This window comes from Burkholderia reimsis (genome assembly GCF_003294055.1).
Classification (GTDB): Bacteria; Pseudomonadota; Gammaproteobacteria; order Burkholderiales; family Burkholderiaceae; genus Burkholderia; species Burkholderia cepacia.
Window position 1 is genome coordinate 60,998 of sequence record NZ_QMFZ01000011.1, and the last position, 23,892, is coordinate 84,889.

Here is a 23,892-nt window from a genome sequence, read left to right on the forward strand (position 1 = left end):
ACGCGGCTCGCCGATGCGAAGTATCCGGCCGGCAACGGCCGTGCCACTCGATGACGATCAACAACAAGGACATCCAGTCATGAAAACGATTCGTTCCGCCTTGCTCGCGCTGGCGATCGCCGCCGGCCTCGTCGCGGCGCCGGCCGTGTACGCGAAGCCGCCCGTCCTGCCGGCGGCCACGCCGACGCTCGCCGTCGGGCCGCAATACGACACGACGCACGTGTATGTGGCGCCGGAGGATTTCGATCGCTTCACCGACAGCTTCGTCGCGACGTTCGGCGGCAGCAAGTCGAAGCAGGGCGTGTTCCAGGTCACGCCGACACCGAGCCGGACGATGTCGCAGCTCGTGTTCACGCCGGCCGGCACGATCTCCGTGTTCGGCTTCAAGACGCCGACTCCCTGGCCGTTCGGCGCGGAGCGCACGGGGTATCTCGTCACCGACATGGACGCGGCGATGAAGGTGGCGCGCGAGCACGGCGCGGAAGTGATCGTCGACACGTTCCCCGATCCGATCGGCCGCGATGCGGTGATCGCGTGGACGGGCGGCGTGAAGATGCAGCTCTACTGGCACACGCAGGCGCCGAAGTACGACCCGCTGCAGACGGTGCCGGAAAACCGCGTGTACGTGTCGCCGCAGAGCGTGCGCAAGTTCGTGCACGACTTCGTCAAGTTCTCGAACGGCAAGGTGGTGTCCGACGATCTGAAGGCGCCCGGCGTCGAGATCGGCCGCCCGGACGACACCTATCGCCGCATTCGCATCACGTCGGGCTTCGGCAAGATGACGGTGTTCGTGACGGACGGCCACCTGCCTTATCCGTACGGGCACGAGACGACGGGCTACGAGGTGCCCGACCTGGCCGCAACGCTGGAGAAAGCCAGGGCGGCCGGCGTCGACGTGCTCGTGCCGCCGTACACGGCGGACGGGCGCGACGCGGCGCTGGTCCGGTTCCCCGGCGGTTATGTCGCCGAGATCCACGCGGGGGCGGCGCGATGAAGCACGAGGACACGATTCTTGCCGCGGTGGCCGGCTTCGTCGACACGCTGAGCTTCGTCGCGCTGTTCGGGCTGTTCACCGCGCACGTGACCGGCAACTTCGTGCTGATCGGCGCGGGGGCCGCCGGGTTCGGCCAGGGCATCCTGCTGAAGCTGAGCGTGTTTCCCGCGTTCGTGTGCGGTGTCGTCGCGAGCAGCCTGATCGCACGCGCGTTTTCCGGGCGGCCCGCGTGGCAGGGTACGCGGGCGCTGCATGCGGTCCAGGCCGTGCTGCTGCTCGGCTTCTGCGCGGCCGGCGTGTGGGCGTCGCCCGTCACGCAATCCGACAGCCTGCCGGTGCTGCTGGCCGGCATCGTCGGCACGTTCGCGATGGGCATCCAGAACGCGCATCCGCGCGTGATCGCGCGCGCCGGCGTGCCGAACACGGTGATGACCGGCAACGTCACGCAGGCAATTCTCGACGTCGTCGACCTGCTGTCGGCCGGCACGCCCGACAGCGTGCGCACGGCGGCACGCGCGCGCTTCGCGAAGATGTGGCCGGCGATCGTCGCGTTCGCGCTCGGCGCGACGGCCGGCGCGCTGGGTTTTCGCTATCTCGGGTTCTGGGCGCTGCTGGCTCCGGCCGTCGCGCTTGCGGGACTGGCGGCGTGCGCGGGAATGTCGGCCGGCACCGCCGCGCGGGAGCATGCGTGATCGGGCCGCGCATGCGCAGCAGGTCGATGCGGCGTCGGGCGACCGGCATCCGCACGACGGCCGTGTCGAGGCAGGCGGGCACAACGCGGACCATGTCGGGGTCGAGCTGAAGTACGGCGGGTGACGCGTGCGTTCCGATGAAAAAAGGGCGGCCGGGAGGCCGCCCTTCGTGCGTTCGGGCCGGCGATGACACCGGCCCGCCTGTCGCGATGCCGTTACAGGTTCGGCGACAGTTGCAGCGCGTTCGTCAGGTCGCCCATCGGCTGCCCGCCGTTGGCCTTCAGCGCGTCGTCGCGCTGTTGCAGGCCGGCGAGGCGCGGCAGCGAGAAGCGGCGCGTGATGAAGCGCAGGATCGACGCGGTGTCGTACTGCGTGTGGTCGACGAAACCCTTCTTCGAGAACGGCGACACGATCAGCGCCGGAATGCGCGTGCCCGGGCCCCAGCGGTCGCCCTTCGGCGGCGACACGTGATCCCAGAAGCCGCCGTTTTCGTCGTACGTGACGACCACGACCATGTTCTTCCACTGCGGGCTCGCCTGCAGGTGCGCGAGCACGTTCGCGATGTGCTGGTCGCCGCTCGCGACGTCCGTGTAACCCGGGTGCTCGTTCAGGTTGCCCTGCGGCTTGTAGAACGCGACCTGCGGCAGCGTGCCCGCGTCGATCGCCTTGATGAACTCGCTGCCGTCGGTGCCGCCGTCGAGCAAGTGCTGCGCGCGGCTCGTGCTGCCCGGCGCCTGGTTCGCGTAGTAGTTGAACGGCTGGTGGTGCGGCTGGAAGTTCGGCGCCGTCATGTTCGGGCCGTAGATCACGTTCGCCGTGCCGCTTTGCGCGGCCTGCAGTGCCTGGTTCCACGCACCGCCGTACCACGCCCACGACACGCCCGCGTTGGTCAGCAGGTCGCCGATGTTCTGTTGCGACTGCGGCGGCAGCGTCGTCGCGGCCGACGGGTCGGCGAGGTTCGGATCGCCGCCCGAAGCCGCCTTGTTGCCGCTCGGCTGGTACGGCGGCTGCATCGTGTTGATCGCGTAGAAGTCGGGCGTCAGGTTGCCCGAGTTCACGAACTTCGGCGCGCCGTCGAGCGCGGAAGCGGGCGAGTTGCTCGCGAGCTGCAGCGACTTGCCGTCGGCGGCGACGGCCGAGATCGAACCGGCGGCCGGGCTCTTGTCCGCGTTCGCGTAGAACGGCGCGCACGCGCAGATCAGGTACTGGTGGTTCAGGAACGAACCGCCGAACGCGCCCATGAAGAAGTTGTCGGCCAGCGTGAACTGCTGCGCGATCTTCCACAGCGGCAGCTTCGTCGCGTCGGGCGTGTAGTGGCCCATCACGAGGCCGCCCGAGTCGGCCCATGCGGCGAACATGTCGTTCTTGCCGCCGTTGATCTGCATCTGGTTCTCGTAGAAGCGGTGATACAGGTCGCGCGTCGTCACGCTCATCGGCGTGTTGAAGCCGTTCGGGTCGTCGATCGCGAACGGCGCGTTCGGCAGGTTGGCCGTCATCGCCTCGGTCACGGCCGGCGTCACGCCCTTCGCGGTCAGGCCGCCCCAGGTCTTCGGCAGCGTCGCGAGCGGCTGGCCGTTGCGGTCCTTCTGCTGTGCGCTGGCCGCGGTCACGTTCTGCAGGCCGTTCGCGCCGGGGAAGTTGCCGTACAGGTTGTCGAAGCTGCGGTTTTCCGCGTAGATCACGACGACGTTCTTGACCGTCGACAGGCCCTGCTGCTGCACGTCGTCGCCGCCGCAGGCGGTGAGGGCGGCGGCCGCGGCAACGGCGATCGGTGTAAAGCGAATCCAGGCGTGGTTTTTCATCCGTTGTACTCTCTATCTCTCTCTTGTCGCGTGGGGAACCGGCGCATTCGTGTACCGCCGGTTCGCGAGGTGACCGTGGCATGTCCGGCTGCACGCATTTTGAGGGTGCGATTTGACAGGCGGGTGTAGGCGTCCTTTCGATTGGCTGTCGATGAGTCGTCATGTAACGGTCATGCGGCTGACATAAACTCCGGCCGCTCCTGAACCTACTTTCCGACGAATCGATGAAGCCTCGCCAACCGACAGCCGGCGCATTCGCGCATTCGTGGCTGCATCTCGCCGGCGCATTCGCGCTGGCCGCCACGCTCGTCACCGTTGCCGGCTGTGACGGACAGCCCGGTGCCGGTACGCCGTCCGCGCGGGCCGCGAGCGCGGCGGGCGCGCCGGACGGTGCGCATCCGGTTGCGTCCGCAACGGTTGCCGCGACCGGCGCCGTGGTCGCGACGAACCAGCCGCAGACGCGCGCACAAGTTTACGAAGGCGTGCGCCGGATGACGGCCCTCGGCAAGCAACTTTTCTTCGACCCTACGCTGTCAGGTTCCGGCAAGCTCGCGTGCGCGTCGTGTCACAGCCCCGATCACGCATTCGGGCCGCCCAATGCGCTGGACGTGCAGTTAGGCGGCGACGACATGAAGCATCCGGGCTTTCGTGCGGTGCCGTCGCTCAAGTACCTGCAGGGCGTGCCGCAGTTCACCGAGCACTTCCACGATTCCGACGACGAAGGCGACGAGAGCGTCGATGCCGGCCCGACGGGCGGCCTCACGTGGGACGGCCGCGTCGACACGGGCGCCGAGCAGGCGCGCATTCCGCTCACGTCGCCGTTCGAGATGAACAGCTCGCCGGCGAAGGTCGCGCAGGCCGTGAAGGCCGCGCCGTACGCGCAGGAGTTCCGCGCGGTGTTCGGCGTGAAGGTGCTCGACGACGATGCGGCCACGTTCAAGGCCGTGCTGCGCGCGCTCGAAACCTTCGAGCAGACGCCCGAATTGTTCTCGCCATACACGAGCAAGTACGACGCGTATCTCGCGGGCCATGCGCAGCTCACGCCGGCCGAAATGCGCGGGCTGCAATTGTTCAACGACGAGAAGAAGGGCAACTGCGCGAGCTGCCACATCAGCCAGCGCGCGCTCGACGGCACGCCGCCGCAGTTCAGCGATTTCGGGCTGATCGCGATCGCGGTGCCGCGCAATCGCGCGCTGCCGGTCAATCGCGACCCGCGCTTCCACGACCTCGGCGCGTGCGGCCCCGAGCGTACCGACCTGAAGGGCCGCGACGAATTCTGCGGGCTGTTCCGCACGCCGTCGCTGCGCAACGTCGCGCTGCGCAAGACGTTCTTCCACAACGGCGTGTATCACACGCTCGAGGACGTGATGCGCTTCTACGTCGAGCGCGACATTCATCCGGAGAAGTTCTATCCGGTCGTGCACGGCAAGGTGCAGATCTACGACGATCTGCCGAAACGCTACTGGCCGAACATCAACCGCGAAGCGCCGTTCGACCGCAAGCGCGGCGAGCAGCCGGCGCTGAACGCGGCCGAGATCAAGGACGTGATCGCCTTCCTCGGCACGCTGACTGACGGATATCGGCAAACGGCCGCGCCGGCCGGCCACTAGAAGGCGGTGCGGGCGGCACGCATGCTATCCTCGCTCGCTGACAGGCGCAGTGTGCGTGCCGGAGGGCCGGCCTCCGGTTCGCCGGCATGCGCGTTGCGCCGTTTGATCGAACATCCAAGGAGAACAACATGTCGATGCGTGCATCCCTTTCCGTCGTCACGCGCGTGCTGGCCGGCGCCGCGTGCGCAGCCGCGATGCTGCCCGCCCATGCGCAGAACAACCTGAACTTCCTGAACGACACGCCGATCAGCTATTTCAGCAAGGCCGACCGTGCGTCGCTCACGAAGGCGGTTGTGCAAGTACGCGATGAAGGCAAGGACGGCGAGGCCACGACGTGGCAGAGCAGCGGCCGCGGCACGCAGATCGATGCGAAGCTCACGCCGACCACGACCGAGACGGACGGCAAGACCTGCCGCGAAATCGCCACCGAAATCACCGCGAAGGGCCAGACGATGACGCTCAAGCCCGTCTATTGCAAGACCGACGCGGGCAAGTGGCAGTTGCAGAAGCGCTGAGCACGCGTGTGATGAAGCGGGGCGACGCGCCGCGCACGGTGTCGTGCGGCGTCGTGATCCTCGATGCGGCCGGCCGCGTGTTCCTCGCGCACGCGACGGACACCACGCACTGGGACATCCCGAAGGGGCAGGGCGAGCCGGGTGAATCGCCGGCCGACGCCGCGCTGCGCGAACTGCTCGAGGAAACCGGCATCGCGCTGGCGCCGGCCCGGTTGCTCGATCTCGGCCGCTTCGCGTACCGGCACGACAAGGATCTGCACCTGTTCGCGGTGCAGGTGGCCGAAGGCGAGATCGATCCCGCGCAGTGCACGTGCACGTCGCTGTTTCCGAGCCGTCGCGACGGCTCGATGATTCCCGAGATGGATGCGTATCGCTGGACCGTGCCGGCCGACATCGACGCGTATGCGAGCCGCAGCCTCGCGCGGCTGTTTCGCACGAAGCTGTCGCTGGTGGATCTGCATCGGCGGTTGACGGGCGCGTGAGCGGCGCGTGTTCGCCGCTGCTGTGACCTTGCGCGATCAACCGACGACGAATTTTCGTGAAGGGCAGCAGGCAGTCGGTAACGCGACCTGTCGGTCGTTGCTGCACGTTCTTGGTTCGTGAGTCGACGCCGTAATCGAGCCGGTCAGACTCGCGCCGCAATCGGAATTGGTCGCGCGACGGTGGTCTTCTTCCATGATGACGCTGACTAACGGCGGGGTTCGGCAGTCGAGGTGCTCCCTGTAGCGCCTGCAAACCGTCGAATGCTGGCCTGCGCCAGTGATCGCTATCTCGCGCGGATCCTCGGATGGGAGCCCGGTGCTCCGGGCTCAAACGTGAATTCCAGGTAACGTTTCATGCGAAAGCCCTGAAATAAAATCGCAAGACACTCTATTTTCGGATTCGTCCAATAGACATCGATTTCGCAATAGTCAATCGTTGCTGCATGGCATTCAGCGAGCAGCCCGACTATGGCTATCCAATCCGATCTGCGCTTTACCTTTGCTGTTGGCGACGAGTCGTTCGAGGTCGTCGAGTTCACCCTGCATGAGGGGTTGTCCGAGACCTTCCTGTTGGAGGTCGAACTGGCCAGCGGCAACGCCGCGATCGACTTCGGTCAGGTGCTCGACCACAACGGCTTGCTGACGATCTGGCAAGGCGCCCGGCCGGTGCGCTACGTGCATGGCACGGTGTCGTCGTTCGAGCAGGGTGACACGGGGTTTCGGCGCACGCGCTATTCGGCCGTGATCGAGCCGCGTCTGGCGCGCTTGAAGCTCTCGTCGGACTGGCGCATTTTCCAGACGCTCAACGTCACCGAGATTGCCAGCGCGGTGCTCAAGGCTCACGGCCTGACGTTGGACTATGAGCAACGCATCACCAACGCGCACTTGCCGCGCGAGTATTGCGTACAGGCCGGTGACACCGACTACGATTTCGTTGAACGAATCCTGCGCGAGGAGGGCTTCCTCTATGCGTTCCAGCATCGCGCCGACGGTCATCGCCTGATTCATAGCGACCGCTTGTTCATCCTGGAGCGGCTGACGGGCGAGCCGGTGCTGTACAACCCCACGCCGGGCGGTGATCAGCCGCAGCCCAGCCTGCATACCTTCGCTTATACCGAGAATGTGCGCACCGCGCGTCAGGTGCAGCGCGACTACACGTTCAAGAATCCACGCTTCAATTACGAGTATCCACGCGTGGGGGCCGATCTCGATCATCAAGGTCGCGGCTACACGCGCTATGACTACCCGGGCCGCTACAAGCACGAAGGCAGCGGCAATGCCTTTACCCAGGACCGTCTGCGCGGCCACCGGCGCGATGCGCGTATCGCACGTGTGAGCGGCGACGACGCGCGCCTGCAACCGGGCATCGCGTTCGAACTCACCGGCCATCCGCGCGAGGACATGAATCGTAGCTGGCGCCCGGTCAATATGGTCCACCACGGCAAGCAGTTCACGAGCCAGGCCGAGGACAGCGCCGACGCGCAGCAGGGCACGTACTACCGTTACGAGGCCGTGCTGGTCCCGGATGACACCGAATGGCGCGCCGAGCCGTTGCCGCGCCCGCGTATCGACGGTCCGCAGCCGGCCACCGTTGTTGGGCCGGAAGGCGAAGAGATCTACACCGATGAATATGGCCGCGTGAAGGTGCAGTTTCCGTGGGATCGTCAGGGCCGGTACGACGAACACAGCTCATGCTGGATTCAGGTTGCGCAGAACTGGGCGGGTGCGCTGTGGGGGCATATAGCGATCCCGCGCATCGGACAGGAAGTCATCGTCGGCTATCTGGATGGCGACGTGGACCAGCCGTTCATCCTGGGGAGGGCATACAACCGCCTGCAACTGCCACCGTACGAGTTGCCCAGGCACAAGACGCGAATGACGATCAAGAGTCAGACGCACAAGGGAGACGGGTTCAACGAACTGCGCTTCGAGGATGAGGCCGGCCAGGAAGAAATCTACGTCCACGCGCAGCGTGACCAGAACATCCACGTCAATCATGACGAAACCACGTTTGTCGGCAATGACCGTAGCGAGAACATCACACACGACGAACTCCTCAAGGTCGGCAATAACCGCCACGACACGATCGCCAACGATGACCGTACCGACATCGGGCACGACCAACTGACCACCGTCGGCAACGACCAGACTCTGGTCATCGAACGCACCCAGCAAATCTCGATTACGCGGGATCGCATCGAGGAAATCGGCAACAGCCGTGTTGACAGGATCGCCGCCAACCACACGGCCAGCGTAGGCGGGCACGTCGAAGTGTCTGTACAGGGGCATCACCAGCTACAGGCAACGGAGGCCATCCGGAATCACACGAAGCACTACGAGTGTTTCGCCGACTCCATTTGCTGGAGCACACCGGGCGGCGTTCTCACACTCGATGCGAGCGGCCTCAAATTCAACGGTGCCGCGGTCAACTACAAAGCCGGCGCGATCGACCTGTCCACCGGAGGCGGCGGTACACCGCTGGCCCTGGCGGGTGTTCCGAATGCCGGCGAGCCCATCTGCGTTGGTTGCTGGCTGAAGGCGGCTGCCGAACATCGGGCACTGGTGAAGCTATGAGAGTACTTGACGACCAACTCCTCGAAGAAGTGCACGCGATCGGGCCCACGGCGCGTCTGCTGGCCGTGAGCGACATGGCGGAACTCGATGACGAACTACGGAGTGCCGTGCATGAGCGGTTCGCGGGAAATATCTATCCGTTGCTGCGAGGCCCGGCCTGGCACGCGCTACGCCCCTACAGCCCCCTCCTGCTTGCGACGGACGCCGCCGACCGTCAAAGGCACTACAAGTTCGCCGGGGCCCTCAGTACCCGGCTTCGAAACGCACTTCACGGCTGGATAGTCAGCACCGTGCCACCCGAACGGCTTGTCGAGCATCTGGCCCATGCCACCATTGCTCACGGCCCGGATGGCGCGACCTATCTATTGCGCTATTACGATCCCTGGGTACTGCCAGTGCTATACCAGCGAGCGCCACCGAACTGGTGGCGTGAATTCATCGCCCCTATCTCGTCGTGGTGGGTTCCGCGGGCCGACATGCGGGTTCAGCGCTGGGGACGGATTCCCGGTCTCGCGGTTGCACACGCCAACCCGCCGTCCCCCCTGATGATCGACGAAGCGCTCTGGCAGGCCCTGATGGGCGACCCGCTGCCGCACCGTCTGCTCCAGGCGGTGGAAGCCCGAACACCGGAACTGCTCGACAACCCGTGCCGAGGAGTACGACTGGCCCGTATCGAAGCGCTGCTTGCCAGCGCGCGCAAAGCGGGCCTGTCCGAACACGACGATCTGCATGACTACGTTTTCATCGCACTGGCTCAGAGCCCGGACCGCCTGAAGGCTGACCACTGCTGGCAGCATGCGATTCGCGTTGCGGTGGCCGGAAAAGGTCGTCTTGGCGATCTGTATCTCGCCTATCGCCGCCAGCAAGCGTAGCCCGACCACGAGAGAACATCGATGTCCCAACCGACCTATTCCCTGACTGATCTGCTCGGCATCAGTCGCGATGCGGCGAATCGAACGCGCAGCAACGAAGCACCGAGCCCGTGCGTGAGTTGCAAGCGCACGTTGACCATTCTGCCGCTGCGCTATGGCGTGATAGCGGATGACGACAAAGCCGGAGTCGAACAACTGGCGTCATCGTTGCCGGCGCACCTGGGCAAGAAGCTCAACGTCAAGCTCTCCGACAGTCGATATGCGGTGCGCAGCGTGCGCGAAGGCTATATCTACCTGTTCGTACAGCGCCGTGGCAAGGCGTACGCTTGTGAGGCCACCTATCGAGTCTGCGACAGCGGGCTGCTTCAGCCGGTCTGGTCCTATGATCCGGGCGTGCCCGTGGGCGGCATAGAGAACCTCGGTAGCTGGACCCTGAGCGTGGGCGACCCCGAGGACATCGACGAAGCGAGAATTCTCTTCACGCCCGACCCGTTAAGCCCCGCGAAGGTTGACCGCTACCGCGACGTTGCTTTGTATCGCAATCGTCTGCAAAAGTTTGATTTGCGCACGCTTGCGCGGAGCTGCACGAATGTCGAGGATGTGGTCGACCCGCACCAGCTCGACGCCACCGTAGCGGAATTGCGTGCGGGCAACCATGTCCGCGCGAAGGCCGTTCTGGAGAGACAGGCATTCCCGCCATTTCGCAGCGCGTTGAAGCCGGGGAGCGCCGCCGAGGAAGTCACCGCGATCTACAAGAGCACGCGAGATACGCTGAAAAGTGCCGGCGTAGCTGTGGTGCTGTATGACCCTATCGGGGTGGTTCAGGAGTTGAACGCGTGGCGTAACGATGCGATCGAAATCAACCGCGCGTGGTTGCAAGTGGCGGACAGCCAGGGCATCACCAACGAGCGTCGGCATGCCGTGGCCGAAGCGCTGGACAATATCAAGGAGGCCATGCAGCGGGGTTACATCGAAAGCGCGGGGATGGATGCGCAAGCGAAGCTGCGCTATGCGAGGGACAGTGACTTGCGCATGAAAGCGCGCTTTGGGTTCATTCCTCAAAACCTCGAGGAATTGGAGAAGCGCTACGACCCTGCAGAGGCGCGCCAGCGTGCGGAAAAGGACGCCCAGCACGCGTTCGACCGCTATCAGGTGCTCTTGGATTGGGACGGAGCCAAAGCCAGCGTTCAGAAGGAATTCTCTCGTCGCGACAAGCAGGCACAGCAGGAGATGGACAAGCGCGAACCGGACCATCTGGACTGGTTGCATAGTGAACTGTTGGCCGAGGCGCTCGATCTCTACGATCGTCGCGACCCGGTTTGGGGGCAAGCCTTTGCCGAACAGGTCGTGCTGTGCGTGGTCGGCATGAACGGCTGCGCTAGCGGTGCGGCCAAGCTGGGTTACTGGTGGTCGGATATTGCGATCGGCAAGGGCAACTTCGCCTGGCGGGCGCTGACGCGAAACCAGGTGGAGATCGAGGAAGCCGCCAAGCTAGCTTTGGCTGAGGCCAAGGCACAGGCCGGCGACGGAATGACGTTGGCGAACATGACGGCCATGTTGAGCGCCCAGAATGAGCGCTTCAAAAACGTAGCCGATCTGCTGGGCAAGGCTGATGCCGCTGTCGACGCCGCGGTGGTGGCGGGCACGCACCGATGGTTCGACGCGGCCCGGTTGAGCCGTTCGCTGACGCTGTTCGCGCAGGCGCATCAGTACCTGTTCAAGCTCCTGCCGCACAACGCGGCCGACCGCAATCTGCTGGTTCCGATGTTGGGCTTCATCCACGCGAACCTGGGCAGAAGCGTTACGCGCCTGCGTCTGGAAGAACTGGCGGCGGCAGGGCGAAGCGCCAGCGAAGCGCGGGTAGCCGGTCAGGTGAACGCCCACATCGCCCGGGTGCGCAATACCTTGACCCAGGAATTCCAGAACCGTGGGAACGGCCAGTTCTATAAGGTTCGTGCCGGCGTGATCGTTGCGCTTGTGGAGTCGATCGCCTTGCTGACCAAAGCGGCCGGTTCTGACAAGGGAACCAAGGAGTATGCGGAGTTGACTGCGGCGGGATTGGTCACTGCGGCAGCGGGGTTCGAGTTGGCGGCAACGGGAATCGAGTCGGTCGCTGCCCGGTATGCGCCTTCTACTGTTTTGGGACGGGGGGCTTCGATTGCGTTGGGTGGGCTGAAGTTGTTTGGTGGATTGCTGGCTACGGTGGGGGGTGGCATCAGTGCAGCTATTGCGCTGGTTGATGCGGCAGGTGCATTCCGCGAAGATCGGCGTGTCCTTGGCTACGCATATTTAGGACAAGCTATGCTTTCTACGGCAATTACAGCGTTGGCCTCAGTGCTGTCGCTGTCTGCCTCTGGCCCCTATTTGCGGTGGCTCCTACAGAATACGGAACGCACACTCTTGCGTTTGATACTGCCCCCGCTAATTCGCTGGTCGGCGGCATTAGCCGTTCCGGAAGTGACCGCCATGCTCGGGTTGGCACTTGGTTGGGCAACCGCTATCGGCGTGGTCGTGGCGGTGGTGATTTGGGCCATCCTGCCAGACGAACTGGAAAGTTGGTGTACACACAGTTGCTTGGGCAAACGAGATCCAAGCAGCTTTTGGAAGCCATTCAAAAGCGAAGAAAAAGAACTGGTTAGCCTATACGAAGCTTTTGGTGCGCTGAAATAAATGTACTTCATAGAACGTGGAATCTGGGCGATACAGAACGACCCCGAGGAGCGAGGAGAGCTAGAAGCCAATATGGCTCGCGCGCTCAAAAAGGAAAAATTGAAGCGAGAGAGGGGGGAGAAGCCACTCCCTGGTATTCACGCTCGAGTGAGCGAGCATCCGTGTGCGGATGGTTCTATTTACGCCTTCAATGACACTTATATTGAAATTTATGCGGGCGCACTGCAAGAGCGGCGTGGGGTACTCACTGTTTTTACGCTCCTTGTAGGATTCGTTATTTGGACGCTTGGTTCATTGAGTTTTGAAATGGGATCGGTGTGGGTTACTAATAAGCATTTCGGAACGCTAAGAGAGGCAAAAACAATCGACTACATAGATCCAGTAATTATCGGACTGATCGCACTAGGAGTTTGCTTTGCAGTGTACAAATTCCTCTGGCGCTTCATCCGACTGGAGAATTTCGTCCAACGTCGCCTGCTTATCCGTTTCAATCGCGTGACCCGGCAGGTGTATCTGCATCGTCCCGGCTATGCCGGCGGCCTGGCCACTTTGGCCTGGGAGCAAGTCTCCCCGGAGGCGGCGGTGGGCCTTCCTGAATGGCGAGGGACCGGCACGCAACTAATGCTGGCCTGGACCAACGATATGACGGGCCTGCCGTATTTCCATATCATGCTCGTCGGCAAGGTGGCGAATGGCACGAGCGATATCGTCAACCTGTGGGAATTCATCCGCCGCTACATGGAGGAAGGCCCGCAATCGGTGCCACGGCCGAAGAAGTTGCTCGGCAAGGTGCCATGGCCCTGGTTGTCGCTGCAAGCGCCGTGGACCTTCTTCAAACCGTTATGGCGCGGAGGGTTGAAGCGTGGCGTGCTGCTGTGGACCGTGCTGCTTTCGCCCGTGATACTTCTCCACGCCACCTTGCATTGGATTTCACTGCTGCTGGGCTGGGAGCCGCGCTGGCCACGGATCATTCGCGAGGCGGGGTTGCCTGGAAAACCCGTGCCGCCGCTGTCCACCGCGGTTGACTGGCCACCACCCCCGGTGCCGAAGCCAAAGCCCCGCCGTCCGCGCAAGCCACGCAACAAGGTGTTGCCGCCCGACGCGAAGAGTGATGCTTCGAAAACACGCGATGACCAAACACCCGACAGCTCCAGGAATCACATAGGATAGCGCGATGACTCGCTCCTTGATTGTCTTAGGCAACACCAGCACCCACGGCGGTGCCGTGCAAACGGCAACGACCGGTTTAATGGTGAATGGCATTCCTGTCGCGGGGCACGGCGACATTTTGCAATGCCCGATGCACGGCCCGGTTGCGCTTCAGGCGTCCGGAAGCGGCATGCAGTCCAACGGGAAGGCACCGATCCGCGATGGCGATACAGCCGCGTGTGGTGCAACGTTGATTGCGTCGCGGAGCCGGGTCACTTGGGCAGGCTAGGTGAGGGGTGGCAGCAGTGTGACGACGACGAACGAACACGCGTGCAGAAGGGAATTCGAGAGGCGCCCCTCCGTTCTCGATGACGACGGCTTGAGCTACTCGACTACGCTCTGCGCCGGCGCGAGTATGTTGCGAGTGCACCAGCACAAGGTGTGGCCCTGACCACCGTGTGCGGCGCCGCCCGCGTGTTGCTTTTCCGCCGGAGCGGGCAATTTCTCGTGCGCAAAACAAAGAGCCGACCTTGATGGTCGGCTCTTTTGGGCACCTCGCGGAGAAAGCCGTCAGGCCGGCTTGCCCCAGCTGTCGCGCAGCCCGACGATCCGGTTGAACACGGGCTTGCCCGGCTTCGAATCGACACGATCGGCCACGAAGTAGCCGTGACGCTCGAACTGCACGCGCGTTTCCGGCGCGATGTCGCTGTTGCCCGGCTCGACGTACGCCTGGACGATCTTCTTCGAATCGGGATTCAGCGCCTCGAGGAAGTTCGCGCCGCCCGCGTCCGGATGCGGCTCCTTGAACAGGCGGTCGTAGATTCGCACTTCGGCCGGCTGCGCATGCTTCGCGCTGACCCAGTGGATGTTGCCCTTGACCTTGTAGTTGTTCGCGCCTTCGGTGCCCGACTTGCTGTCCGGGAAGTAGTTGCAGTGCACGGCCGTCGCGTTGCCGTCGGCGTCCTTGTCGAAGCCCGTGCACTCGATCACGTAGCCGTAGCGCAGGCGCACCTTGTTGCCCGGGAACAGGCGGAAATAGCCCTTCGGCGGGTTCTCGACGAAATCCTCGCGCTCGATCCACAGCTCGCGCGAGATCGGGAACGTGCGCACGCCGCGATCCGGATGGTGCGGATGCACGGGCGCCGTGCACGCTTCCTCGAGGTCTTCCGGGTAGTTGTCGATCACGAGCTTCAGCGGATCGAGCACGGCGACCGTGCGCGCGGCCTTGTCGTCGAGGTCGTCGCGCAGCGCGCCTTCGAAGATGCTCATGTCGATCCACGAATCGATCTTCGTCACGCCGATCCGCTCGCAGAACAGGTGGATGCTCTCCGGCGTGAAGCCGCGGCGGCGCACGCCGACGATCGTCGGCATCCGCGGGTCGTCCCAGCCGTCGACGTGGCCTTCGGTGACGAGCTGCAGCAGCTTGCGCTTGCTGGTGATCGCGTACGTGAGGTTCAGCCGCGAGAATTCGATCTGTTGCGGCAGCGGGCGCGTGAACATGCCGGCTTCCGCGAGTTCGTTCAGAACCCAGTCGTACAGCGGGCGATGATCCTCGAATTCGAGCGTGCACAGCGAATGCGTGATGCCTTCGAGCGCATCCGAGATGCAGTGCGTGTAGTCGTACATCGGGTACACGCACCACGCGTCGCCGGTGCGGTAGTGATGCGCGTAGCGGATCCGGTAGATCACCGGGTCGCGCATGTTCATGTTCGGCGAAGCCATGTCGATCTTCGCGCGCAGCACGTGCTCGCCTTCCTTGAACTCGCCGGCCTTCATTCGGCGGAACAGGTCGAGGTTTTCTTCCGGCGTGCGGTTGCGGAACGGCGACGGCTTGCCGCCTTCGGTCAGCGAGCCGCGGTTCGCGCGCATTTCTTCCGCGCTCTGGCTGTCGACGTATGCCTTGCCGCGCTGGATCAGCAGCTCGGCGAATTCGTACAGCTTGTCGTAGTAGTCGCTCGCGAAGTACTGGTGATCGACCGCGTCCTTGCGCCAGTCGAAGCCGAGCCAGCGCACCGCGTCGACGATCGAGTCGACGTACTCGACGCTTTCCTTTTCCGGGTTCGTATCGTCGAAGCGCAGGTGGCACACGCCGCCGTAGTCGCGTGCGACGCTGAAGTTCAGGCAGATGCTCTTGGCATGGCCGATGTGCAGGTAGCCGTTCGGCTCGGGCGGGAAGCGTGTTTCGACGCGGCCGCCCCATTTGCCGGTGCGGTTGTCGTCGTCGATGATGTTGCGGATGAAATTGGAAGCCGCGGGGGCGTCGTTGCGTTCGGTGCTCATGCGGATGGCGTCAGGTTGTGTCGGCGCGTCGCGCCGGTTTAATCCCGTGATTCTACCTGACCGGGGTCCGTCCCGCGCGGCTGGCGGCGCGGCAGGCGCGGGTTTCGACGGATTATCTCGATATTGTGTCGGCTGTAACACGACGTAAATCGGATTGCCCGGGCCGTTTGGCGTTGCCTATGATGGCTTCACCGATTCAATGCCGCCGCTCGCATGACCGCGCGGCGAGAGGACACCAACAATCATGATGAAGAAGACCACGTTTATCGTTCGTACCGCCGTGATCGTCGCGGCCCTGTCGCAACTCGGCGCGTGCGCCATGACGCATACGCAGCGCAATGCCGGCATCGGCGCGGCCGCGGGCGGCGCGCTCGGCTACCTGGTGACGGGCGGCCCGCTCGGCACGGTCGCCGGCGCCGCGGCGGGCGGTATCGTCGGCGCGAACGTGCGCTGATCGACGACATGACGCGAGCCGCGTGCCACGCGGCTCGTCGTCCGGTCGCGACGCCGTCCCGCACGCGTCCCGGCCCCATGCACATCCTTCCGGTTTCAGACAGGCAGCATCAGGGAGGAACGGGTGTGCGACACTGCGTCGACGCCATATAACGATTTCACCCGTCGACGCACCTTCCATGAGCTCATTCCCCGTTCTCGTCCTGCCGGGTTACGCCAATTCGGGCCCGCTTCACTGGCAGAGCCGCTGGGAGCGTGCCGATGCACGTTTCTCGCGCGTCGCGATGCCCGACTGGGACCGTGCGTTCCGCAACGGCTGGTGTCTCGCGCTCGATCGCGCGGTCGAAGCCGCGCGCGGGCCGGTACTGATCGCCGGCCACAGTCTCGGCACGCTCACCACCGCGTGGTGGGCGACCCGCTATGCGCGCCCGGCCGCCCTCGCGAAGGTGCGCGGCGCGCTGCTCGTCGCGTTGCCCGACCCGGGCGGCCCCGCGTTTCCGGCCGATGCGCACGGCTTCGGGCCCGTGCCGCTCGAACGGCTGCCGTTTCCGACCTGCGTCGTCGCCAGCAGCGACGATCCGTACGGCTCGTCCGCGTTCGCGCGCCGTTGCGCGAACGCATGGGGCAGCGCCTTCCACGATATCGGCCCGCGTGGCCACATCAATGCGGACAGCGGGCTCGGCGACTGGCCCGAGGCGCGCGGCTGGCTCGACGCGCTCGCCCGCCGCGGCTGACGGCGCGCGGCGGGGCGGCAGCGGCAACTGCGGCAGCCGCCTGCCCGCCGGCACCGGCGCCGGGCGCCGTGCGCGGATCGCCTCTCAGATCGCCTGTTTCGCGCGCAGCCGGGCGATCTTCGCGTCGTCGTAGCCGAGCATGTCGCGCAGCACGTCGTCGGTCTGCGCGCCGAGCAGCGGCGGGGCGGTACGCGCGTCGGGCGGCGTCGCGCTCATCCGGATCGGGTTGCGCACGAGCTTCGCGTCCGCGCCGCTCGGGTGCGGCAGCGACACCTGCATCCCGCGCGCGACGACCTGCTCGTTGTCGAACACCTCGTCGAGATCGTTGATCGGCCCGCACGGCACGCCGGCCGCTTCGAGCACGTCGATCCAGTCGGCCTTGCCGCGTGCCTTCACCATTTCCGCGAGGATCGGCACCAGCGTGTCGCGGTGACGCACGCGCGACGGATTCGTCGCGAAACGCTCGTCGTCGGCCAGCTCGGGCCGGCCGCCCGCCTCGACGAACTTGCGGAACTGCCCGTCGTTGCCGACCGCGACGATGATCCACCCGTCGCTCGTCTGGAACGTCTGGTACGGGACGATGTTCGGATGCGCGTTGCCCCAGCGCACCGGCGGCTTGCCGCTCGCGAGGAAGTTGGTGTTCATGTTCGCGAGCAGCGCGACCTGCACGTCGAGCAGCGCCATGTCGATGTACTGGCCTTCGCCCGTCCGGTCGCGGTGGGTGAGGGCGGCGAGCACCGCGATCGTCGAGTAGAGGCCGGTCGCGAGGTCGGCGATCGCGACGCCGGCCTTCTGCGGGCCGCCGCCCGGCTCGCCGTCGCGTTCGCCGGTGATGCTCATGAAGCCGCCGATCCCCTGGACGATGAAGTCGTAGCCGGCACGGTGCGCGTACGGGCCCGTCTGGCCGAAGCCGGTGACCGAGCAGTAGACGAGGTCGGGCTTCACCGCGCGCAGCGATTCGTAATCGAGCCCGTATTTCTTCAACTGGCCGACCTTGTAGTTCTCGAGCACGACGTCGCTTTGCGCGGCGAGTTCGCGCACGATCTGCTGGCCCTCGGGCGTCGCGATGTCGACCGTCACCGAGCGCTTGTTGCGGTTCGCCGCCAGGTAGTATGCGGCCTCGGCGGTATCCGCGCCGTCCGCGTCCTTCAGGTACGGCGGCCCCCAGTGGCGCGTGTCGTCGCCGGCGCCCGGGCGCTCGACCTTGATCACGTCCGCGCCGAAATCGGCAAGCGTCTGCGCGCACCACGGGCCCGCGAGCACGCGGGTGAGGTCCAGCACGCGGATATGGCTCAGGGCACCCATCGTCGAATCGTCTCCTTTCATGGCTGGCCTTGGCGGGCAAGGCGAATTGGCATGCCGAGCATCTTAAGGCGAATCGGCGTCGCGAGTGGCCCAGCCGGGCCGGCAGGAGGGCCGAGCCGCTTTGCCGGCGCTTTGCCCGGAAGCCGGCCCCGATCCCGTATAATCGATCGTTTCCGAATCCATGCCGCCGCGCGCCGCCCAAGGGCGCCGGCGTTTGAAGCCGTCTTTGCCAGACTGTCCCCGCACGCCATGAAAGCTGCCGAAATCCGCGAGAAATTTCTCAAATTCTTCGAATCGAAGGGCCACACGATCGTCCGCTCGTCGAGCCTCGTGCCCGGTAACGACCCCACGCTGATGTTCACGAACTCGGGCATGGTCCAGTTCAAGGACGTGTTCCTCGGCACGGACCCGCGTCCGTACTCGCGCGCCACGACGGCGCAGCGCAGCGTGCGCGCGGGCGGCAAGCACAACGACCTCGAGAACGTCGGCTACACGGCGCGCCACCACACGTTCTTCGAGATGCTCGGCAACTTCTCGTTCGGCGACTACTTCAAGCACGACGCGATCAAGTTCGCGTGGGAACTGCTGACCACGGTCTACCAGCTGCCGAAGGACAAGCTGTGGGTGACCGTGTACCAGGAAGACGACGAAGCCTACGACATCTGGGCAAAGGAAGTCGGCGTGCCGACCGAGCGCATCATCCGCATCGGCGACAACAAGGGCGCGCGCTACGCGTCGGACAACTTCTGGACGATGGGCGACACCGGCCCGTGCGGCCCGTGTACCGAAATCTTCTACGACCACGGCCCGGACGTGTGGGGTGGGCCGCCGGGGTCGCCTGAAGAAGACGGCGATCGCTACATCGAGATCTGGAACCTCGTGTTCATGCAGTTCAACCGCGACGCGCAGGGCAACATGACGCGCCTGCCGAAGCAGTCGGTCGACACCGGCATGGGCCTCGAGCGTCTCGCCGCGGTGCTGCAGCACGTGCACAGCAACTACGAGATCGACCTGTTCCAGAACCTGATCAAGGCCGCCGCGCGCGTGACCGAGATCAGCGACCTCACGAACAACTCGCTGAAGGTGATCGCCGATCACATCCGCGCGTGCTCGTTCCTGATCGTCGACGGCGTGATCCCCGGCAACGAAGGCCGCGGCTACGTGCTGCGCCGCATCGTGCGCCGCGCGATCCGCCACGGCTACAAGCTCGGCCGCAAGGGCGCGTTCTTCCACAAGCTGGTGGCCGACCTCGTCGCCGAGATGGGCGTTGCCTATCCGGAGCTGAAGGAAGCCGAGCAACGCGTGACCGACGTGCTGCGCCAGGAAGAAGAGCGCTTCTTCGAGACGATCGAGCATGGCATGTCGATCCTCGAAGCCGCGCTGGCGGATGTCGAAGCGAAGGGCGGCAAGGTGCTCGACGGCGAACTCGCGTTCAAGCTGCACGACACCTACGGTTTCCCGCTCGACCTCACGGCCGACGTGTGCCGCGAACGCGGGATGACGGTCGACGAGCCGGCATTCGACGACGCGATGGCGCGCCAGCGCGAGCAGGCGCGCGCGGCCGGCAAGTTCAAGGCGACGCAGGGCCTCGAATACACGGGCGCGAAGACCACGTTCCACGGTTACGAGGAAATCGCGTTCGACGACGCGAAGGTCGTCGCGCTGTACGTCGACGGTTCGGCCGTCAACGAAGTGAAGGCCGGCCAGGATGCGGTCGTCGTGCTCGACCACACGCCGTTCTACGCGGAATCGGGCGGCCAGGTCGGCGACCAGGGCGTGCTCGCGAACGCCGCGACGCGCTTCGCGGTGGCCGATACGCTGAAGGTGCAGGCCGACGTGATCGGCCATCACGGCACGCTGGAACAAGGCACGCTGAAGGTCGGCGACGTGCTGCGCGCGGAGATCGACGCGCACCGTCGTGCGCGCACGCAGCGCAACCACTCGGCCACCCACCTGATGCACAAGGCGCTGCGCGAAGTGCTCGGCGCGCACGTGCAGCAGAAGGGTTCGCTGGTCGACGCGGAAAAGACCCGTTTCGACTTCGCGCACAACGCGCCGATGACCGACGACGAAATCCGTCGCGTCGAGCAGATCGTCAACAACGAAATCCTCGCGAACGCGCCGGGCATCGTGCGCGTGATGCCGTACGACGAAGCGGTGAAGGGCGGCGCGATGGCGCTGTTCGGCGAGAAGTACGGCGATGAAGTGCGCGTGCTCGACCTCGGCTTCTCGCGCGAACTGTGCGGCGGCACGCACGTGCACCGCACCGGCGACATCGGCCTGTTCAAGATCGTTGTCGAAGGCGGTGTCGCGGCCGGCATCCGCCGCGTCGAGGCGATCACCGGCGACAACGCGCTGCGCTACGTGCAGGAACTCGACGCGCGTGTGAACGAAGCGGCAGCGGCGCTGAAGGCGCAGCCGTCGGAACTGACGCAGCGGATCGCGCAGGTGCAGGACCAGGTGAAGTCGCTCGAGAAGGAGCTGGGCGCGCTGAAGTCGAAGCTCGCCTCGAGCCAGGGCGACGAGCTCGCGCAGCAGGCCGTCGAAATCGGCGGCGTGTACGTGCTGGCGGCGACGCTCGACGGCGCGGACGCGAAGACGCTGCGCGAAACGGTCGACAAGCTGAAGGACAAGCTGAAGAACGCGGCGATCGTTCTGGCGGCCGTCGAAGGCGGCAAGGTCAGCCTGATCGCAGGCGTCACGCCGGACGCGAGCAAGAAGGTCAAGGCCGGCGAGCTCGTGAACTTCGTCGCGCAGCAGGTCGGCGGCAAGGGCGGCGGCCGTCCGGACATGGCGCAGGCGGGCGGCACCGAGCCGGCGAACCTGCCGGGCGCGCTCGCGGGCGTGAAGGGCTGGGTCGAAGAGCGCCTCTGATCGGCCTGGCCGGCGCGGCGCCCGCAAGGGCGGAGCGCCGGCCCGCACCGCGCGATTCTTTCGACGGAATCGCATGAAACGACCCGATCGGCATCGGTGCCGGTCGGGTCGTTTTGCGTTTACCCGCCGTGTGTGGGGCCGATCCGCCATCGTGCCTGACGCACGAACGGTTGCCCGGTACGCAAACGGACGGTGCGTGAGTGCGCCGTCGCGCGTCCGTTGGCGGATCGCTTCAGGCCGGCAGCGCCACGTGCGCTTTCTGTACGGCGTCCTGCTGCCGCTCGGCTTCCCCAAGCGCATCGCGCAGCGCGGCGAGCGCCGCCGATGCATAACCCTGCCGCCACGCGAGCAGCGTGTCGATGCCCTCCAGCTCGGGGATCACGTGTGCGGCGATGTTGCCGGTCTCGGGCTGCAGGTCGAGCACCGAACGCGGCGCGACCGCGACGCCCGCGCCGGCCGCGACACACGCGACGATCGCGTGATACGAGCCGAGTTCGAGCACGCGCGCCGGTTTCACGCCGTGCGTCACATACCATTGCTCGACGTATTTCCGGTACGTGCAGCCGCGCTCGAACGCGATCAGCGTCGGCAGGATCACGTCGCGCGGCGTGCGCACCGGTGGATGGCCGCGCGGCGTGAGCAGCACGAGATCCTCGCGGAAGATCGGCACCGTCTCGAACGTGTCGGGCAGCGTGTCCGGCGCCGGCGGGCGCGCGAACAGCGCGGCGTCGATCTCGAAGTCGCGCACGCGCTCGATCAGCCAGCCCGTCGTGCCCGTCACCAGTTCGAGCGACACGTCGGGCCAGGCGTGGTGATAGCGCGCGAGCACGGCCGGCAGCCGGCTCGCGGCCGTGCTTTCCATCGTGCCGAGCCGCAGCCGCCCGCGTGGCGTGTCCTCGCGCACCGCGTCGCGCGCCTCGTCGGCGAGCGCGAGCAGGCGCTCCGCATACGGCAGCAGCGTGTGCCCGGCCGGCGTCAGCACGAGCCGGCGGCCGTCGCGCACGAACAGCGCCGCGCCGAGTTCTTCCTCGAGCTGCTTGATACGCGTCGTCACGTTCGACTGCACGCGATTGAGCTTGGCCGCCGCGCGCGTCACGCCGTTCTCGCGCACCACGGCCCGGAATATCGCCAGTGCCGCCAGATCCATGATTCTCTCCGAGCGATGAATGGATTCTCAATTATTCATTTTTCGAGAACGTTTGGTCAAGCTACGATGGAAACGTTCCGATTTCCGATCCGGCCGGCGCGTTCCGCGCGCGGCCCATGCCGCCATGTCCCGTTCCGATGCCCCGAGCGCCGCCGCCGGCGCGCCTTCCGTCGACGATACCGACCGCCGCGCCCGCACGGTCGCGCTGGCCTGCATGGTCGGCCTCGCGGTCGTGCTCGGTGTCGGCCGCTTCGCGTTCACGCCGCTGCTGCCGCTGATGCTCGCCGACGGCTCGATCGGCCTGAAGGCCGGCGGCTGGCTCGCGTCGGCGAACTACGCGGGTTACTTCGTCGGTGCCGTCAGTTGCGCCGCGCTGCGGGTGGCGCCCGCGCGCATGGTGCGCGTCGGGCTCGTGGCCACCGTGTTGCTCACCGCCGCGATGGGTGTTGGCCACCTGCTGCCCGTGTGGCTCGCGGTGCGCTTCGTCGCGGGCGTCGTCAGCGCATGGACCTTCGTCTTCATGTCGCAATGGGGGCTGCGGCGGCTGGCCGAACTGGTCGCGCCGGAGTGGAGCGGGGTGATCTACGCGGGGCCCGGCGTGGGCATCGTGGTGACGGGGCTGATCGGCAGCGCGCTGGCCGGTCAGCGCGCGGCGTCGGGCTGGCTCGGTTTCGCGGCGCTGTCGGCCGTGCTGTCGATCGCGATCTGGCGCACGTTCGGCAATGCGCCGGTGTCGGCAGCCATGCCGCCGGCCGTGACTGCCCGGCATGCGGCGACGGTCGCGGCGCCGCACGACGCGCGGCGCCATCGTGCGGACGCCGCTTGGCTCGTCGTGCTGTACGGCATGCCGGGCTTCGGCTACATCATCACCGCGACGTTCCTGCCCGTGATCGCGCGCGCCGCGCTGCCGGCCGGGTCGCCGTGGCCCGACCTGTTCTGGCCGATGTTCGGCGCGGCGCTGATCGTCGGCGCGGTCTCCGCTTCGCGGCTGCCCGGCCACTGGGACAACCGGCTGCTGCTCGCGGCCGGTTGCGCGACGCAGGCGCTCGGCATCGCGGCCGGGATCGTGTGGCCGAACGCGGCCGGTTTCTCGGTCGGCAGCCTGTTGCTCGGCCTGCCGTTCACCGCGATCACGCTGTTTGCGATGCGCGAGGCGCGGCGCCTGCATGGCGAACGCGCGGCCGGGCTGATGGGCTATGCGACCGCGTCGTACGGCGTCGGGCAGATTGCGGGGCCGCTCGTCGCGGCGCCGCTGGTGGCGCGATACGGGTCGTTCACGCCCGCGCTGTGGGTCGCGGCCGTGGCGCTGCTGGCCGGGGCGGCGGGGTTCGTGGCGATGACGGCGGTTGCCGGTGCGCATCGGCGCCGCGCGTGACACCGACGGGCGATGCCGTCGGCGCGCGCGGGCAACGTGTCGATTGCCCGGGGGCGATGTCGTTTCGATCGGGGTAAATTAATAGGATTACTATTTTTCCCGGAAGCGGATTAGTACGCGACTGATTTTTAACGACGATTGCTGCGCAAATTTCGTACCTGATCTACATACATCCGGAATGCCTGTCTGTAGCATCCGCCGAATAAATTGATCGCCGGAGGGGTCTGGCGATTGCACTTCGGATGCAGTGGCGCATGTGGGTAGATCAACGAAGAATTATCGTCCGTTGCCGTAACGACATCGGTTGTTTCGTCATCGCGGGCGCAAGTACAGCCGGTTCACCGCCCGGGGTGGTTGCCGACAG

The 23,892-nt window shown here is 65.7% G+C and carries 19 protein-coding genes; 15 read left to right on the forward strand and 4 right to left on the reverse strand.

Features of this window, described 5'->3' with window-relative positions; all coding sequences use genetic code 11:
• The first annotated feature begins 79 nt into the window (after positions 1–79).
• The 3 genes from DPV79_RS15130 to DPV79_RS43645 are packed head-to-tail and all read left to right on the forward strand — an operon-like array spanning position 80 to position 1,810.
• On the forward strand, positions 80–994 hold the full coding sequence (locus DPV79_RS15130; protein ID WP_113045783.1) for a VOC family protein: 915 nt from the start codon (positions 80–82) through the stop codon (positions 992–994).
• Complete coding sequence (locus DPV79_RS15135) at positions 991–1,686, forward strand: YoaK family protein (RefSeq protein ID WP_048025922.1); 696 nt, start codon at positions 991–993, stop codon at positions 1,684–1,686. The genes DPV79_RS15130 and DPV79_RS15135 overlap by 4 nt, the downstream gene beginning before the upstream one ends.
• Complete coding sequence (locus tag DPV79_RS43645) at positions 1,679–1,810, forward strand: hypothetical protein (protein ID WP_279636563.1); 132 nt, start codon at positions 1,679–1,681, stop codon at positions 1,808–1,810. Before DPV79_RS15135 ends, DPV79_RS43645 begins: the two co-directional genes overlap by 8 nt.
• A gap of 91 nt (positions 1,811–1,901) precedes the next feature.
• On the opposite strand, the gene DPV79_RS15140 is transcribed toward DPV79_RS43645, so the two are convergent.
• On the reverse strand, positions 1,902–3,488 hold the full coding sequence (locus tag DPV79_RS15140) for an acid phosphatase (RefSeq protein ID WP_060218203.1): 1,587 nt from the start codon (positions 3,486–3,488) through the stop codon (positions 1,902–1,904).
• Positions 3,489–3,712: 224 nt separating this feature from the next.
• Between DPV79_RS15140 and DPV79_RS15145 the strand changes: the two genes are divergently transcribed.
• The 8 genes from DPV79_RS15145 to DPV79_RS15180 all read left to right on the forward strand — a co-directional run bounded on the left by DPV79_RS15145 (position 3,713) and on the right by DPV79_RS15180 (position 13,649).
• Complete coding sequence (locus DPV79_RS15145; protein WP_113045784.1) at positions 3,713–5,098, forward strand: cytochrome-c peroxidase; 1,386 nt, start codon at positions 3,713–3,715, stop codon at positions 5,096–5,098.
• A 128-nt stretch (positions 5,099–5,226) separates the two neighbouring features.
• Entirely contained in the window at positions 5,227–5,613 is a 387-nt protein-coding gene (locus DPV79_RS15150) for a hypothetical protein (protein WP_113045785.1), read from the forward strand.
• Positions 5,614–5,624: 11 nt separating this feature from the next.
• Entirely contained in the window at positions 5,625–6,095 is a 471-nt protein-coding gene (locus DPV79_RS15155) for an NUDIX domain-containing protein (protein ID WP_027787759.1), read from the forward strand.
• A 468-nt stretch (positions 6,096–6,563) separates the two neighbouring features.
• Positions 6,564–8,669 carry a type VI secretion system Vgr family protein gene (locus tag DPV79_RS15160; protein ID WP_113045786.1) on the forward strand — a complete coding sequence of 702 codons (2,106 nt, stop codon included), beginning with the start codon at positions 6,564–6,566 and terminating at the stop codon, positions 8,667–8,669.
• Positions 8,666–9,541 (forward strand): DUF4123 domain-containing protein, encoded by an 876-nt coding sequence (locus DPV79_RS15165; RefSeq protein WP_113045787.1) that lies wholly within the window; start codon positions 8,666–8,668, stop codon positions 9,539–9,541. Before DPV79_RS15160 ends, DPV79_RS15165 begins: the two co-directional genes overlap by 4 nt.
• A gap of 21 nt (positions 9,542–9,562) precedes the next feature.
• Positions 9,563–12,211 (forward strand): T6SS effector BTH_I2691 family protein, encoded by a 2,649-nt coding sequence (locus tag DPV79_RS15170; RefSeq protein ID WP_133295648.1) that lies wholly within the window; start codon positions 9,563–9,565, stop codon positions 12,209–12,211.
• The gene (locus DPV79_RS15175; protein WP_113045789.1) at positions 12,212–13,381 is read left to right on the forward strand and encodes a DUF6708 domain-containing protein; all 1,170 of its coding nucleotides are present in this window, start codon (positions 12,212–12,214) and stop codon (positions 13,379–13,381) included.
• A gap of 4 nt (positions 13,382–13,385) precedes the next feature.
• Positions 13,386–13,649, forward strand: a complete 264-nt coding sequence (locus DPV79_RS15180; RefSeq protein WP_081052722.1) for a PAAR domain-containing protein — start codon at positions 13,386–13,388, stop codon at positions 13,647–13,649.
• Between the two features lie 281 nt (positions 13,650–13,930).
• Here the strand turns inward: DPV79_RS15180 and DPV79_RS15185 are convergent, their stop codons facing one another.
• Complete coding sequence (locus tag DPV79_RS15185; protein WP_113045790.1) at positions 13,931–15,640, reverse strand: glutamine--tRNA ligase/YqeY domain fusion protein; 1,710 nt, start codon at positions 15,638–15,640, stop codon at positions 13,931–13,933.
• 244 nt (positions 15,641–15,884) lie between these two features.
• Here DPV79_RS15185 and DPV79_RS15190 point away from each other — a divergent pair, with 244 nt between their 5' ends.
• Positions 15,885–16,094, forward strand: a complete 210-nt coding sequence (locus tag DPV79_RS15190; RefSeq protein WP_011351716.1) for an ornithine acetyltransferase — start codon at positions 15,885–15,887, stop codon at positions 16,092–16,094.
• Positions 16,095–16,272: 178 nt separating this feature from the next.
• A complete protein-coding gene (locus DPV79_RS15195; RefSeq protein ID WP_059486866.1) occupies positions 16,273–16,827 on the forward strand; it encodes an RBBP9/YdeN family alpha/beta hydrolase in 555 nt (184 codons plus the stop codon).
• Positions 16,828–16,911: 84 nt separating this feature from the next.
• Here DPV79_RS15195 and DPV79_RS15200 read toward each other — a convergent pair whose 3' ends face one another.
• Positions 16,912–18,132 carry a CaiB/BaiF CoA transferase family protein gene (locus DPV79_RS15200; RefSeq protein ID WP_059687267.1) on the reverse strand — a complete coding sequence of 407 codons (1,221 nt, stop codon included), beginning with the start codon at positions 18,130–18,132 and terminating at the stop codon, positions 16,912–16,914.
• Between the two features lie 249 nt (positions 18,133–18,381).
• Between DPV79_RS15200 and alaS the strand changes: the two genes are divergently transcribed.
• Entirely contained in the window at positions 18,382–21,006 is a 2,625-nt protein-coding gene (gene alaS, locus DPV79_RS15210) for an alanine--tRNA ligase (protein ID WP_059816000.1), read from the forward strand.
• A gap of 232 nt (positions 21,007–21,238) precedes the next feature.
• Here alaS and DPV79_RS15215 read toward each other — a convergent pair whose 3' ends face one another.
• Positions 21,239–22,153 (reverse strand): LysR family transcriptional regulator, encoded by a 915-nt coding sequence (locus DPV79_RS15215; RefSeq protein ID WP_059816003.1) that lies wholly within the window; start codon positions 22,151–22,153, stop codon positions 21,239–21,241.
• A gap of 124 nt (positions 22,154–22,277) precedes the next feature.
• On the opposite strand from DPV79_RS15215, the gene DPV79_RS15220 reads away from it, so the two are divergent.
• Entirely contained in the window at positions 22,278–23,528 is a 1,251-nt protein-coding gene (locus tag DPV79_RS15220; protein ID WP_113045791.1) for a YbfB/YjiJ family MFS transporter, read from the forward strand.
• The last annotated feature ends 364 nt before the right edge of the window (positions 23,529–23,892 follow it).